Here is a 14,704-nt window from a genome sequence, read left to right as displayed (position 1 = left end):
ACTGACGAAGTTTCTCAACCACACAGGTCATCTAAACTTCGTAAGTCGATGCTTTAGTTTATCAACTTAAGAAATTTACAGAGCCAAGTGGGCGGGAAGAATTTTGTTAATTTAACGGATAAATCTTTGAGACTGACGAAGTATAGGCTATTGCTCATGGCCACCAAAACTTCGTAAGTCAGATCAACTTGCGTAGTCTCGAAGGCCAACGAGCTAGGAAAGACTTCGGAAGTTTAGCGGAAACATCAAGAGACTTACGAAGTTTCTCAACCACACAGGCCATCTAAACTTCGTAAGTCGATGCTTTAGATTGATCAACTTACGAGATTTCCAAAGCCAAGTGGGCGGGAAGAATTTCGTAAGTTTAATGATAAATCTTTGAGACTGACGAAGTATAGGCTATTGCTCATGGCCACCAAAACTTCGTAAGTCAGATTAACTTGCGCAGTCTCGAAGGCCAACGAGCGAGGAAAGACTTTGAAAGTTTAGCGGAAACATCAAGAGACGGACGAAGTTTCTCAACCACACAGGCCACCTAAACTTCGTAAGTCAGAAATTCTAAGTTTTCTGTGGTTTTTTCTTCGCTGCTGGAAAAAGTACATTATTTAAGATCAAACGGTAACCTGCCGAATTGGGGTGTAGATTTAAGTCTGTTGGAGGATCTCCGACGGCGTGCTGGTAATCTTCCGGATCATGGCCGCCGTAAAAAGTAAACTGGCCTTTGCCAATTTCGCCATGGAGGTACCTTACTTCTGCAGCGCCTTTATTTTCACCCAGTACGGTTACACTTGGTTTCACTAAACTCTTCTTAAATGCGGTGGTCTGTCCCATGAAACCTTTAATTACTTTATCATGATTTTGCGTAAGCATAGTTGGAACCAAATCCCATTTTGCAGAAAAATCAAAAAGAGTGAAATAGTCATTGCTTTGATTAAGTGTTCTGAATTGGGTAACATCAATATCAGAAAATTCATAATTCATCGGGTTGTTATCCAGCTTGAAGTTTTGGAAGGCCAATGTTTTATTAAAATCTAATTTCGACTGTGCATTTGGATCTGCTGCGTCGCCATCAAACATCTGTGCGCAGATATCTATGCCATCAGCAGCTAATGCGATATCGAAACTATCTGTTCCAGAGCACATGGCAAACATAAAGCCTCCGCCTGCACAATATTCTTTAATGTGTTTGGCAACCGCCAGTTTCATTTCCGATACTTTTTTGAAGCCTAAGCGTTTGGCTAATTTTTCCTGATTTTTTACATCTTCCTGGTACCAGGTCGCATACCTGAAATTAGACCAGAACCGACCATATTGGCCAGTAAAATCTTCATGGTGCAGGTGTAACCAATCATATTTGCTTAATTTATCATTAATAATATCGTCATCGTAAATTACTTCGTATGGAATTTCTGCGTAAGTGAGTACGAGCGTTACGGCATCATCCCAAGGTAATTTGCTTTTAGGTGAGTATACGGCAATCTTCGGCGTTTTCTCCAGTTTAACCATTTCCATGTTCACCGCCGGATCGCTAATCTCATTTAAAAGATTTACCACTTTTCCATCCGCCAGTACTTCATAAGAAACCCCTCTAATTTTTAATTCGTCTTCCACACTTTTATTATACTTGATTAAGAAGCTTCCTCCACGGTAGTTTAACAACCAATCCACTTCCACTTGCTTGCTAATTGTCCAATAGGCAATTCCATATGCTTTGAGGTGGTTTTTCTGGTCTTCATCCATATAAATCAGAAGGGACGATGCCCGGACACCAAGTGCACAAAACAGGCAAAACAACAGGATATAATATTTCTTTCTCAAAATGATGTCGCTTAAAATACTAAAATACCTCATTTAAACTGTTTAGAAAAATTTAATGGTATCAGATGTAATACAATTTTGTTATTTTTGCCTTTTACTTTAAAAAATGAATTGTTTTTTAAGGCGTTAAAAATTAAATTTAGTACCCAAAATTGATATGAGTAAAGCAATAATAAAAACCGAAAAAGGTGATATGACTGTTGAGTTCTTTGAAAAAGACGCTCCAAAAGCAGTTGCAAACTTCAAAAAATTAGCAAGCGAAGGCTTTTATGATGGTGTAACTTTTCACCGTGTGATTCCTAATTTCATGGTACAAACTGGTTGTCCAAATTCAAAAGATCCGGCTAAAGCACATTTAGCAGGTACTGGTGGCCCGGGTTACAAAATCGATTGTGAGCTTGATGGCGAAAATCAATATCACGATCGTGGTGTATTATCAATGGCTCATGCAGGTCGCAACACTGGTGGTTCTCAGTTTTTCATCTGCCACAGCAGAGCTAACACTGCACATTTAGATCGCAACCATACAGTTTTTGGTAAAGCTATCGAAAATGTTGATCTGGTTGATGATATCCGCCAGGGAGATAAAATTGTAGGAATTGAAATAATCGAAGACTAAAAACGCGTTTAGCATTTGGTGATAAGCGATTTAAATCGTTAAACATCAACTGCTGACTGCTAAACAAAATATTATGAATTTAAGAGGAATTGTTGCCGTATCTGGCAGACCAGGTTTATTTAAACTGGTTGGACAAAATAAAGTGGGTTATATTTTAGAGGGTTTAGATGCTCAAAAAACTAAAGTTGTAGCCAATATCACCAACACAAAGTTAGCTTCGTTAGAAGATATTACGGTTTATGGTGAAGATGAAGAAATCAAATTATCAGATATTTTTGCTAAAATTTCCGAAAAAGGAACTACACCAGATTTAAAAGGTGATTTGCGTACTTATTTCTTAGAAGTGGCACCTGGTCATGATCAGGAAAAGGTATATGCTTCTGATATGAAGAAAATTATTACCTGGTATAACTTATTAAAAGATTTGCCTTTGTTTACTGAGGAAACGCCTGAAACTCCAGGTTCTCCTGCAGAAGTTAGCCTAGCCGAAGAAAAAGTTGCTGCTGATAAAAAGCAGAAAGGTGCAAGTGCTAAAGGTTCAGCAAGTGCTAAAGCCACTACCAAAACTTCAGCGCCTGCTAAGAAAGCAAGCATGACAAGTAAAAAAGGCGTTTAAGCTTTTATTCAAGAATTTCAGAAAACACCAGGCAAATTGTCTGGTGTTTTTTGTTTTAAAAGAAATAATAAAGAATCACTACAATCACCAGTGAGATGATAATGCTGATCCAAAGCATTTTGTTATTGCCGCTCTGGTTACTTCTAAATCGGTATTGACGTTTATATTTATCTAACATATTTTTTTATTTTATGATGTGATTGCATTTCAAATTCCATATCATTTGAAGAATTGTTTATTAAACAAAAATACCATTTACCATTTTGCTTTTTCCATCTTCCCTTATTCCATCATCCCTCTTCCCATCATCCATCTCTAAGCGTGATGATAAGGTTCGCCCTTTAGGATGCTGAAACCCCTGTAGAGTTGCTCTACAAAAAACAATCGAATCATTTGGTGTGAAAAAGTCATGTCAGAAAGTGAAATCAGGCCATTTGCTCTTTTATAAATGCTTTCATCAAAACCGTAAGGACCGCCAATAATAAAAATCAGGTGTTGCACACTTCCAATCATTTGCTTGTTCAGGTAATTTGAAAAATCAATCGAGGTATACTTTTTGCCCTTTTCATCTAATAAAATAACAACATCGCCATTATTAATTTGTTTGTGCAGGAGTTCGGCTTCCTTGTTTTTTTGCTGCGCTTCACTCAGGTTTTTTACATTTTTAACGTCGGGAATAGGCAAAAAACTAAAATTGATGTAATGCTTCAGGCGGCTAATGTATTTATCAATCCCCTCAATCAAATATTTATCTTCCGTTTTGCCAATGGCTATTAAAGTGATCTTCATTTAATATTTTGTTATCTTTAGAATTTTCCGCGATTCAAAGATAATGTTAAATACTCAAGCACAAATTATATCTGGCTACAGCCAAAAAATTACAGATGTAAGTGATCGGATAGATCAAATTAAAAAATTAATAGACCAGCTTTCTTTTGGAAGAATAGGACTATTCCTAGCCGAAATTCTATTTTTTATTTTGCTCCTGAATTCTGCTGATGATGAATGGAGAACACTGGTTCAAATTTTATTGATGCTGCCTGTTTTCGCTTTTGCTTTAATTGTTAAAAAGCAAAGCAAGCTGGATCGCGAAATTGATTATCAAAAACAATTGCTGTGGGTTTATCAAAATGAATGGAATTTGCTGAATGGCATGGTAAATGGTTATGATGATGGTAAAGCTTTCGAGTCAGAAACACATCCTTATACTTCAGACCTTGATATTTTTGGACACGCCTCGCTATATGGTTTGTTGAATCGGTGTTATACCAAAAATGGAAAAGAGTTGCTGGCTAAAAACCTGGCAGAGAAATCATCAAGAGATAAAATTTTAGCCCGACAAGATGCCGTTAAAGAAATGCAAACCAAAATTGACGATACTTTTGATTTTAGGGCAAATCTTCATGGCCATGATGTAGAAAAAATTGAACAAATTAAACTACAGTTAAAATCTCAGCTTGGCGAGCAACTTAGTTTCGTGCGAAATAAGGCGTTAAAATTTTATGTTGCTATTGTTCCTTACATTTCTGGCGCAATAATTTTAGCAGCGATTTTCTTAAACAGCGCATTCTGGAATATCCTTACCATTTATCTCATCATTAACATCGGCTTCATTGTATTGCGGGGTTCGAAGATAAATAAGGTATTTTATAGTTTTGGAGGCGGATCGAATCTCCTTAATGGATATGCAGATGCCATTTTATGGACAGAGAAATACGAGTGGACCAGCCCTTATATTTTAGCTTTATTTAAATCGAAGACACCGGTAAGTATAGAAATTAAAAGCCTTTCTAAGATTATTCAAAATTTCGATGCCAGGTTGAATATTGTGGTCGGTACGGCGTTGAATGCGTTGCTTTTATGGGATTTGAAGTGCTGTGTTAACCTGTATCGCTGGTATCAGTCTTCGTCAAAAGATGTAATCTCTGCATTGAACCACCTGGGTGATTTCGAGGAATTGATTTCCCTTGCTACTTTGGTTCATAACGAGCCTGCATGGGTTTTCCCGGAAATTACCGATAATTTTAATTTAGGCACAAAAGAGATCGGTCATCCGCTAATTGCCCCGAATATTAGGGTAAATAATACATTTTATCTGGAGAATGAACCAACCGTAGATATCGTAACCGGTTCGAACATGGCCGGCAAAAGTACGTTTTTGCGGACTTTGGGGATCAATATGGTATTGGCCTATGTTGGTGCTCCTGTTTGCGCCCAGGCCATGAGCCTTTCTGTTTTTTCTATTAATACTTATATGCGGATTAAAGATTCGCTGAATGAAAGTACTTCGACATTTAAGGCAGAACTGAATCGATTGAAGATGATTTTAGATAATGTAGTTAGTGATAAAGATACTTTTGTATTAATTGATGAGATGTTACGTGGAACGAACAGCCGCGATAAATACTTAGGATCAAAAGTTTTTGTTGAAAAACTGATCAATGAAAAAACGCCGACACTGTTTGCTACGCACGATTTACAGTTGGCAGATCTGAAGAACGACCATGATAAAACGCTTCGTAATTTTCACTTCGATATTCAAATTACAGAAGGGGAAATGAAATTTGATTATAAATTGAAACAGGGTCCTTGTTCAACCTTTAATGCGGCAATCCTGCTGAAGGAAATCGGTTTAACCCTATCTTAGCGTTTTGGATTAATGGAAAGCTATCTAAAAACTTTACACACAAATCTAATTGTTAATGATTTCTTAATAGTAAACTTGCAACTTACGATCAATCAATTGATAAGATGATCAAAGCAAGTGATTTTGGTAGTGATTTTTCATGGGGTGTGGCCACTGCGGCACCGCAGATTGAAGGTGCTTCGCAGCAATATGGCAAGGGTGCATCCATCTGGGATACCTTTTCTGCAAGAAGTGGCAAAATTAAAAAAGGGCATAAACTTGATGTGGCCTGCGATTTCTACCACCGATACCAGGAAGACATTAAGCTGGTTAAGCTTTTAGGTTTTGAAGTGTTTCGTTTTTCTATTGCATGGGCAAGAATACTACCCACAGGCAGAGGAGAAATTAATCAGGAAGGAATCAGGTTTTATCACAACGTGATTGACGAATGCCTCACGCAAGGAATTATTCCATATGTTACGTTATATCATTGGGATTTGCCCCAGGCTCTCGAAGATGAAGGGGGGTGGACGAGCTTCAGTATCAATGTTGCATTTAATTCTTTTGTAAATATCTGTGCTAAAGAATATGGCGATAAGGTTAAAAACTGGTTGGTGTTAAACGAGCCATTTGGCTTTACCTCATTGGGGTATATGCTGGGCATTCATGCGCCCGGCCGAAGCGGATTAAGCAATTTCTTCCCGGCAGTGTTACATACCGCGATAGCGCAGGCCGAAGGTGGAAAGATACTACGCGCCGAAGTTAGCCATGCCAATATTGGTACTACATACTCTTGCTCAGAAATTATTCCTTATACGCAAAGCGACAATGATATTTTGGCCGCAAACCGGGTAGATTGCCTCATGAATAGGTTATTTGTGGAGCCTGCACAAGGGTTGGGCTTCCCCACCGCAGATTGGGATTTGCTGGAGAAGTTTCAGATCGAATACGGTACCTGGCGTTTAAATGATCGCATGAAATTCGATTTTGACTTTATTGGTCTTCAAAACTACTTCCCTTTAACTATAAAATACAATGCCTTTATCCCTGTTATTCAAGCCTGGGAAATAAAAGCCAAAAGCAGGAAAAAGCCACATACCGCAATGGGCTGGGAAATTAATGCCGATAGTTTCTATCGGATTATTAAGCAATTTGCCGCCTATCCGAATATCAAGAACCTGATGATTACCGAGAATGGTGCAGCTTATCATGATAAATTAGGCGATGGCAAGGTAATAGATGCAGAACGCATCGAGTATTTCGAATTGTATTTAAATGCCGTGCTCAAGGCTAAAAATGAGGGGATAAATATTACGGGTTATATGGCCTGGACGCTTATGGATAATTTCGAATGGGCAGAAGGTTTTAATGCGCGATTTGGTCTGGTTCATACGGATTTTAAAACCTTAGCGCGAACGATCAAATATTCTGGTTATTGGTGGCAGGAGTTTTTGAGGAATTAGGTTTGTATTCCTGTTGATGTTCTTTCCTGTTTGGGATTTATAATTCAAGTTTGTTTTGATGAGGATTAAAAATCCTCAGTTAATAGATCAGGAAAAAATTTCCTGACCAACCAAGAAATAACGCTTGTCTAAAAATGAAGGACGCAGATTTAAAAAGATTAAATAAACTGGATTATCTTATCTTCAATTTGAAAGTTAGTAACTTTTAATAGTATGGCGGCAGGTTAAAGTTAGTAACTTGATTGATAATTTAGTCTGAGGTTTCTGTTTTAATAAAATACTGGTAATATTGAGCTTGAAAAATTTACAAACAGGAGTAGCTTTTATTTCTACTGATCGACTTATCTTAATTCCTTTCACTACCGAAATTATCGCTTCAATAACACATGATGAAGGTGCATTATTGAAAGCTAATAAATTGGTTTACGGAAATGGTTGGCCAGATGATGATGCTTGGGAAACATTACCAAAGATTAAGAAAAGCCTGGCACTTGTTACTCATCCATCTGGCTTTGAATCTTGGCTGATCGTTAAAAAAGATGGTTTAGTAATTATCGGTGATGCCGGTTTCAAAGGAAAACCAAGTGTAGAGGGATGTATAGATATCGGTTACGCAATTATTGCAGCTGAGCGAAAGCAAGGGTTTGCTTCGGAAACTGTCCAGGCGTTAATACATTGGGCTTTTGATAAACCTGAGGTCAACTCCATTACGGCCAGTTGTTTAATTTCAAATCCTGAGTCGAGAAAGATCTTGCAGAAATTTGAGTTCAGTGAATTAAACAGGAATAATGAAATGATTTTTTGGGAGAGAGAAAAATAATGCTAATTATTTCCCGCAGATTTCCGAAGATGAAGAACGCAGATTTAAAAGGATTGAATAAGCGGAGTTATTTTCTTCAATTTAAAGTTAGTAACTTTTAAGAAAGGATTTAAGCTTGATGTATATTAACATCGCTACCTTCTTAAATGAAAAATCCCGTTCTGATTTTACTCAAAACGGGATTTTCTTTATGGAGTAAGGAACAAAGAATAAGGAGCAAGGAATAATTAACTTATAGTCTTTATTCCTTGCTCCTTTATCCTTTACTCTTTTATCCTTACTCTTCTAAAGCTCCGCTTTTGCAGCAGCTTCATCTCTGATAATGTTCAACGCGCCACCAGCTTTAAACCAGTCGATTTGTTGTGCATTATAACTGTGGTTAACTGAGAATTGTTCTTCAGAACCATCTGCATGGTGTAATACCAATGTTAATGGTTTATCTGGTGCAAATTCTGTTAAGCCTAAGATGTCGATTTTATCATCCTCAAGGATTTTATCGTAATCATCTTTATCAGCAAATGTTAAACCAAGCATCCCTTGTTTTTTAAGGTTGGTTTCGTGAATACGGGCAAAAGATTTTACCAATACTGCACGAACACCTAAGTGACGAGGTTCCATAGCTGCATGTTCACGAGATGAACCTTCACCATAGTTTTCATCACCCACTACGATCGAACCAATACCTGCCGCTTTATAATCACGTTGAGTTGCTGGAACAGGGCCGTATTCGCCGGTTAATTCATTTTTAACGTTATCTGTTTTTTCATTGAAGTAGTTTACCGCTCCAATTAACATGTTGTTAGAAATATTATCTAAGTGACCACGAAACTTTAACCATGGGCCAGCCATAGAAATATGATCCGTTGTACATTTACCTTTGGCTTTAATTAAAAGGTTTAAGCCTTTCAAATCTGTACCTTCCCAAGGGGTGAAAGGAGCTAATAACTGCAAACGATGAGAAGTTGGAGAAACTAAAACCTCAACTGATGAACCATCAGCTGCCGGCGCTTGAAAACCAGCATCCTCTACAGCGAAACCTTTTGTAGGTAATTCATCACCAGTAGGTGGATCTAGTTTAATTTGCTCGCCTTTATCGTTCGTTAACGTATCGGTTAATGGATTGAAACCCAAGTCTCCTGCAATTGCAATAGCAGCAACCATTTCTGGTGAGGCTACGAAAGCGAAAGTGTTCGGGTTACCATCCGCACGTTTAGCAAAATTTCTGTTAAACGAGTGTACGATGGTGTTTTTCTCTGCTTTTTCTGAACCTGTTCTATCCCACATTCCAATACATGGTCCGCAGGCATTGGTAAAAATTGTAGCATTTAAATCTTTGAAAGTTTTTAAGAAGCCATCGCGATCTGCCGTGTAACGTACCTGCTCAGATCCTGGGTTAATTCCAAAATCAGCCTTAGTTACCAACCCTTTTGCAATAGCCTGGTTAGCAATAGATGCAGCTCTTGATAAATCCTCATAAGAAGAGTTGGTGCAAGAACCGATCAATCCCCACTCTACTTTTAAAGGCCAGCCATTTTTCTCTGCTTCCACTTTCATTTGAGAAACCGGAGTAGCTAAATCTGGCGTAAACGGTCCGTTTAAATAAGGTTCTAATTCATCAAGATTAATTTCAATTACCTGATCAAAATAAGTTTCAGGATTAGCATATACTTCATCATCACCAGTTAAATATGCTGCAATTTTGTTTGCTTCATCTGCAACTTCATTACGATCAGTAGCGCGTAAATAACGCTCCATACTTTCGTCATAACCGAATGTAGAAGTAGTTGCTCCAATTTCGGCACCCATATTACAAATGGTACCTTTACCAGTACAGCTTAAGTTAATTGCGCCATCACCAAAATATTCTACAATTGCACCCGTACCACCTTTTACAGTTAGAATACCAGCAACTTTTAAAATAATATCTTTAGCAGCCGTCCAGCCGTTTAACTTACCTGTTAATTTTACACCAATTAATTTAGGGAATTTCAGTTCCCAGGGTAAGCCAGCCATCACATCACAAGCATCTGCACCACCAACACCAATGGCAACCATACCCAAACCACCTGCATTAACAGTATGTGAGTCGGTTCCAATCATCATTCCGCCTGGGAAAGCATAATTTTCTAAAACTACCTGGTGAATAATACCTGCTCCTGGTTTCCAGAAACCGATGCCATATTTATTTGATACAGATGATAAGAAATCAAAAACTTCGGCACTTTCTGTTCTGGCGTGAGGTAAATCTATTGATGCACCTTCTTTAGCGGTTATTAAGTGATCGCAATGAACGGTAGAAGGAACAGCCACTTGTGGACGGCCAGCCTGCATAAATTGCAAAAGTGCCATTTGAGCAGTTGCATCTTGCATGGCAACGCGATCTGGTGCGAAATCTACATAGTCTGTTCCGCGGGAAAATGCTTTTTTAGGATTGCCATCCCAAAGGTGAGCATACAATATTTTTTCTGATAATGTTAAAGGTCTGCCAACAATCTTGCGTGCCGCATCTACACGAGGGCCGAAGTTTGCATAAACCTTCTTTATCATTTCTATATCAAAAGCCATAATTTATTTATTAAAATTTATTGTCGATAACAACACTAACTAAATTAAGTAATTTTTGACAGACTTACTTTTAAGATTTGTCAAATTGATTATTTAAAACCATTCTATTTATTTTTAAATAAATAAAAAGGCTACCTAATATTATTTCAGATAGCCTTGTAATGTTAACAAATAATATGCTGGTTTGTTTTTTTATTGCTTCGTAGAGATAGGTGTAAACTTTGTTAAATTAATACCTTCTACTGCTAATTTATATTCTTCAATGTTAGGAATGCGACCTAAAATTGCAGATAAGACTACAACTGGCGTAGAAGCCAATAAAGATTCGCCTTTTTTGCCATCCCTGTCTTCAACCACACGGCCTTGGAATAAACGCGTAGATGTAGCCATTACCGTATCTCCTTTAGCCGCTTTCTCCTGGTTACCCATGCATAAGTTACAGCCCGGGCGTTCTAAATACATGATGTTTTCGTATTCGGTACGTGCTGTGCTTTTAGGTAGCGCATCGCTAAATTCAAATCCAGAGTATTTCTGTAAGTATTCCCAATCGCCTTCTGCTTTCAGCTCATCGATGATATTGTAAGTTGGAGCCGCAACTACTAATGGCGCTTTAAATTCTACTTTACCAGTTTGTTTTTCTATGTTTCTCAACATTTGAGAAACGATTTTTAAGTCGTCTTTGTGTACCATACAAGAGCCCACAAAACTTAGGTCTACTTTTTTATCTCCACCATAAAAAGTCAAATCTCTGATGGTATCGTGTGTATAACGTTTAGAAACATCTACGTTGTTCACATCCGGATCTGCAATCATTGGCTCATTGATGATATTCAGATCGATCACAACTTCAGCAAAATATCTGGCATTTATATCTGGCATTAAAGCTGGCTTAATACCCGTTTTGATTTCCTCAATACGTTTGTTTGCTTTGTTGATTAAACCTTGTAAAACCTGGTTATGGTTATCCATACCCTTGTCTATCATGATTTGAATACGTTTTTTGGCGATTTCCAATGATTCAATTAATGTATCATCTTGCGAAATACAGATCGAAGCTTTTGCTTTCATCTCTGCTGTCCAATCTGTAAAAGTGAAAGCCTGATCAGCTAATAAAGTGCCAATGTGAACTTCGATGATACGACCCTGGAATACATTTTCACCATCAAACTGCTGTAGCATTTGCAATTGTGTCGCATGAACCACATCACGGAAATCCATGTGCTGTTTCATTTCACCTGTAAATGTTACTTTAACTGATTCAGGAATTGGCATAGAAGCTTCGCCAGTTGCTAAAGCTAAAGCCACCGTACCTGAATCGGCACCAAAAGCTACGCCTTTAGACATCCGTGTATGGGAGTCGCCACCGATGATGATCGCCCATTCGTCAATCGTAATGTCATTCAATACTTTGTGAATAACATCAGTCATTGCGTGGTATTCACCTTTAGGGTCGCGGGCGGTAATTACTCCAAATTCATTCATAAACTTCATCAGTTTAGGAATGTTGGCTTGTGCTTTTTTGTCCCAAACCGAAGCTGTATGACAGCCAGATTGATAAGCACCGTCAACAATTGGAGAGATAACTGTAGCAGCCATTGCCTCTAATTCCTGAGCAGTCATCAAACCAGTTGTGTCTTGTGAACCTACAATATTAACTTCTACCCGAACGTCAGAACCAGCATGTAAAACTTTACCCGGCGTTAGGCCTACTGCATTTCTATTGAAAATTTTCTCTACAGCCGTTAAACCTTGCCCTTCAATAGATACTTCTTTAGCTGGAGCAAATACTAATGGGGCTTCAATACCTAAAATTCGAGCTGCAAAAGTTTGGATTTTCTTACCAAAAACGATGGCATAAGAGCCACCAGCTTTCATAAATTCCATTTTTTGCGCCGTTAAGGCTTTGGAAATATCGATTAGCTCTTGATCTCCGTTGTATAATTTTTTAGTTTTTGTATTAATGTTAAGTACTGTACCCGTTTCAATTGCGTAAACCTGCTCTAAAATTGGCTCATCATTTTCATTACGAATGACGTTACCATTTTCATCCATTTTCTTTACCCAGTTTTTAAGGTCGATACCAATACCACCCGTTACATCAACTGTTGTTAAGAAAATTGGAGAAATACCATTAGTGCCGCCCACAATTGGCGCTATGTTAACAAATGGGATATAAGGACTGGATTTTTTACCTGTCCAAAGGGCTACGTTATTTACACCCGACATCCGCGAAGAACCTACGCCCATAGTACCTTTTTCAGCAACCAACATCACGCTTTTATCTGGATGTAATGCTTGTAGCGCTTTGATTTCTTCCTGAGCCTCTGGCGTGATCATACATTTACCATGCAATTCACGATCAGAACGGGAGTGTGCCTGATTGCCCGGAGACAATAAATCTGTTGAAATATCTCCAATACCAGCAATAAAAGTAACCACCTTGATTTCTTCAGCTACTTCTGGAAGTTTGGTGAAAAATTCAGCCTGGGCATAGCTTTCCAATATTTCTTTAGCAATATCATTGCCGTTGTTGTAAGCTTCTTTTAAACGATCTGTATCTGCATCGTACAAGAAAACTTGTGTTTTAAGCACATCAGCAGCTTTATGAGCTTTATCTCCATTATCAGCTAAAGCAATATCTAATAAAACTTTGATAGAAGGCCCGCCCTTCATGTGCGATAATAATTCGAACGCAAAATCAGGTGTAATTTCTGCTACAGTGGTTTCTCCTAAAATAATTTCTTTTAAAAATTGTGCTTTAACAACCGCTGCACCGGTAGTGCCTGGCAAGGTATTGTATATGAAAAAAATAACAGCATTTTCTCTGTTAAAATTATTTACACTTTTAATTTGATTGATGATTTCACTCGTTAATTCGGCTCCGTCAATAGGTTTAGGATGAAGACCTTGAGCTTTTCTGTCTTCAATTTCCTGGATATAATCGTTATAAATACTCATCTTAGATAATTTATCCAATTCGTTTCAAGCTTTCACAACATAAGTGTAATGCTATTCACAAAAAGAATACTGCTTTTGTATATTAATTTGTTTAAATTGAATCAAAAAGATTCTAATTCTTGGTTAAAACAAAAATAGAAAAAAGCAACCCGTAATTGCAATTTAGGCAGGCGATTAAGTAATTTGGAATTATTCTAAATTAATTTGAAAGATCAGAATTTTCATTCGTTTTACCCTTACAAACATCTGAATGGTTTTAATTTTTAAGATGCATATTTTGATTCAAAAAATTTAGAAATGGGTTTTTTAATAACCAACAAATGCATTGCTAAAATTTATTAATGAGTATTAATCCAAACAGGTATCATCATCAACATTATAGTAAAACCCTAGAAGCTTTCTTACAACTGTTCAATAATGAACAATATTGTTCACTTACGAACGCATTCCATCGCCGAATATCTTAAAATATAGATTTATTGACTAGCAGCGCAATAAAATTTAACTGGCACAACAATGGCTACTGGCTAAAGCGTTGAAAAAATGAAACCTTTATCAGTAAAAAATTTTAATACCCGGGGCAGTGCATATGCTAATCGATCAAATGCTTTTAAGCTATCATGAAAAACGATAATAGAGCCATTTTCGGTATGTCTGATTACGTTTTGATAACATTTTTCCGGGGAGAGATTGATGTCAAAATCGCCACTGAGTACATCCCACATGATGATGTTTAGTCTTGAGTTGAGAGTTGGGAGTTGAGAGTTGTTTGGCGCTTTAAACTCCGAACTCCAATCTAATGACTCCAAACTCTTGATTTGACTTTTCTTTATCCTCCCATAAGGTGGCCTGAAAAGATTAGATTTAGTAAGTGCCTGACACTTTAAAGTATTTTGTATATAGGTTTCATCGTCGGTTTTCCATCCTTTTAAATGATTGAAGGTATGGTTTCCGATGGCGTGTCCGTCGTTTATGACATGAGCGTAAACGTCTGGATGCTTAGTAATATTATCACCGATGCAAAAAAAAGTAGCTTTTGCGTTAAAGACCTTCAAAGTTTTTAAAACAAAATCTGTAACATTGGGTATAGGTCCATCGTCAAAGGTCAAATAAATAACTTTATCGGTGCGGGATTTATTCCAAAGCAATGATGGATAATACCATTTTAGCAGAAGCGGTGATTTGATCAGGTACATTTAACTTCAAAGTTAGTAAATGC

Annotated in this window: 11 protein-coding genes; 5 read left to right on the top strand and 6 right to left on the bottom strand. The window is 37.5% G+C overall.

The genetic code is table 11. The features are described from left to right. Positions 1 to 558: 558 nt before the first annotated feature. Positions 559 to 1,740 carry an asparagine synthetase B gene (locus ACN1CD_RS09545; RefSeq protein ID WP_419130317.1) on the bottom strand — a complete coding sequence of 394 codons (1,182 nt, stop codon included), beginning with the start codon at positions 1,738 to 1,740 and terminating at the stop codon, positions 559 to 561. 235 nt (positions 1,741 to 1,975) lie between these two features. Between ACN1CD_RS09545 and ACN1CD_RS09540 the strand changes: the two genes are divergently transcribed. Next, complete coding sequence (locus tag ACN1CD_RS09540; RefSeq protein ID WP_419130161.1) at positions 1,976 to 2,437, top strand: peptidylprolyl isomerase; 462 nt, start codon at positions 1,976 to 1,978, stop codon at positions 2,435 to 2,437. A gap of 73 nt (positions 2,438 to 2,510) precedes the next feature. Next, positions 2,511 to 3,053: a DUF5606 domain-containing protein gene (locus ACN1CD_RS09535; RefSeq protein ID WP_419130160.1), complete on the top strand. Its 543-nt coding sequence runs from the start codon at positions 2,511 to 2,513 to the stop codon at positions 3,051 to 3,053. Positions 3,054 to 3,108: 55 nt separating this feature from the next. Here the strand turns inward: ACN1CD_RS09535 and ACN1CD_RS09530 are convergent, their stop codons facing one another. Continuing rightward, complete coding sequence (locus ACN1CD_RS09530; RefSeq protein WP_419130159.1) at positions 3,109 to 3,231, bottom strand: hypothetical protein; 123 nt, start codon at positions 3,229 to 3,231, stop codon at positions 3,109 to 3,111. Positions 3,232 to 3,368: 137 nt separating this feature from the next. After that, positions 3,369 to 3,842 (bottom strand): 23S rRNA (pseudouridine(1915)-N(3))-methyltransferase RlmH, encoded by a 474-nt coding sequence (rlmH, locus tag ACN1CD_RS09525; RefSeq protein WP_419130158.1) that lies wholly within the window; start codon positions 3,840 to 3,842, stop codon positions 3,369 to 3,371. 43 nt (positions 3,843 to 3,885) lie between these two features. Between rlmH and ACN1CD_RS09520 the strand changes: the two genes are divergently transcribed. The 3 genes from ACN1CD_RS09520 (at position 3,886) to ACN1CD_RS09510 (ending at position 7,962) form a co-directional block, all read left to right on the top strand. Next, a complete protein-coding gene (locus ACN1CD_RS09520) occupies positions 3,886 to 5,700 on the top strand; it encodes a MutS-related protein (protein ID WP_419130157.1) in 1,815 nt (604 codons plus the stop codon). Positions 5,701 to 5,804: 104 nt separating this feature from the next. Then, on the top strand, positions 5,805 to 7,142 hold the full coding sequence (locus ACN1CD_RS09515; protein ID WP_419130156.1) for a GH1 family beta-glucosidase: 1,338 nt from the start codon (positions 5,805 to 5,807) through the stop codon (positions 7,140 to 7,142). Between the two features lie 295 nt (positions 7,143 to 7,437). After that, complete coding sequence (locus ACN1CD_RS09510) at positions 7,438 to 7,962, top strand: GNAT family N-acetyltransferase (RefSeq protein ID WP_419130155.1); 525 nt, start codon at positions 7,438 to 7,440, stop codon at positions 7,960 to 7,962. A gap of 285 nt (positions 7,963 to 8,247) precedes the next feature. Here the strand turns inward: ACN1CD_RS09510 and ACN1CD_RS09505 are convergent, their stop codons facing one another. The 3 genes from ACN1CD_RS09505 to ACN1CD_RS09495 form a co-directional block, all read right to left on the bottom strand. Continuing rightward, positions 8,248 to 10,527, bottom strand: a complete 2,280-nt coding sequence (locus ACN1CD_RS09505) for an aconitate hydratase (protein ID WP_419130154.1) — start codon at positions 10,525 to 10,527, stop codon at positions 8,248 to 8,250. Positions 10,528 to 10,719: 192 nt separating this feature from the next. Continuing rightward, positions 10,720 to 13,485 carry a bifunctional aconitate hydratase 2/2-methylisocitrate dehydratase gene (locus ACN1CD_RS09500; protein ID WP_419130153.1) on the bottom strand — a complete coding sequence of 922 codons (2,766 nt, stop codon included), beginning with the start codon at positions 13,483 to 13,485 and terminating at the stop codon, positions 10,720 to 10,722. 527 nt (positions 13,486 to 14,012) lie between these two features. Continuing rightward, positions 14,013 to 14,681 (bottom strand): polysaccharide deacetylase family protein, encoded by a 669-nt coding sequence (locus tag ACN1CD_RS09495; protein ID WP_419130152.1) that lies wholly within the window; start codon positions 14,679 to 14,681, stop codon positions 14,013 to 14,015. Positions 14,682 to 14,704: the final 23 nt, after the last annotated feature.

Source organism: Pedobacter sp. N23S346 (genome assembly GCF_048515415.1).
Taxonomy (GTDB): domain Bacteria; phylum Bacteroidota; class Bacteroidia; order Sphingobacteriales; family Sphingobacteriaceae; genus Pedobacter.
This window is presented reverse-complemented; position numbering and strand designations above follow the sequence as displayed.

Excerpts from the sequence above, each read along its gene's own strand:
- ACN1CD_RS09540 (WP_419130161.1), top strand. The coding sequence starts at position 1,976 with ATGAGTAAAGCAATAATAAAAACCGAAAAAGGTGATATGACTGTTGAG.
- ACN1CD_RS09505 (WP_419130154.1), bottom strand. The coding sequence starts at position 10,527 with ATGGCTTTTGATATAGAAATGATAAAGAAGGTTTATGCAAACTTCGGC.
- ACN1CD_RS09500 (WP_419130153.1), bottom strand. The coding sequence starts at position 13,485 with ATGAGTATTTATAACGATTATATCCAGGAAATTGAAGACAGAAAAGCT.
- ACN1CD_RS09530 (WP_419130159.1), bottom strand. The coding sequence starts at position 3,231 with ATGTTAGATAAATATAAACGTCAATACCGATTTAGAAGTAACCAGAGC.
- ACN1CD_RS09515 (WP_419130156.1), top strand. The coding sequence starts at position 5,805 with ATGATCAAAGCAAGTGATTTTGGTAGTGATTTTTCATGGGGTGTGGCC.
- ACN1CD_RS09495 (WP_419130152.1), bottom strand. The coding sequence starts at position 14,681 with ATGTACCTGATCAAATCACCGCTTCTGCTAAAATGGTATTATCCATCA.
- ACN1CD_RS09545 (WP_419130317.1), bottom strand. The coding sequence starts at position 1,740 with ATGGATGAAGACCAGAAAAACCACCTCAAAGCATATGGAATTGCCTAT.
- ACN1CD_RS09535 (WP_419130160.1), top strand. The coding sequence starts at position 2,511 with ATGAATTTAAGAGGAATTGTTGCCGTATCTGGCAGACCAGGTTTATTT.
- rlmH (WP_419130158.1), bottom strand. The coding sequence starts at position 3,842 with ATGAAGATCACTTTAATAGCCATTGGCAAAACGGAAGATAAATATTTG.
- ACN1CD_RS09520 (WP_419130157.1), top strand. The coding sequence starts at position 3,886 with ATGTTAAATACTCAAGCACAAATTATATCTGGCTACAGCCAAAAAATT.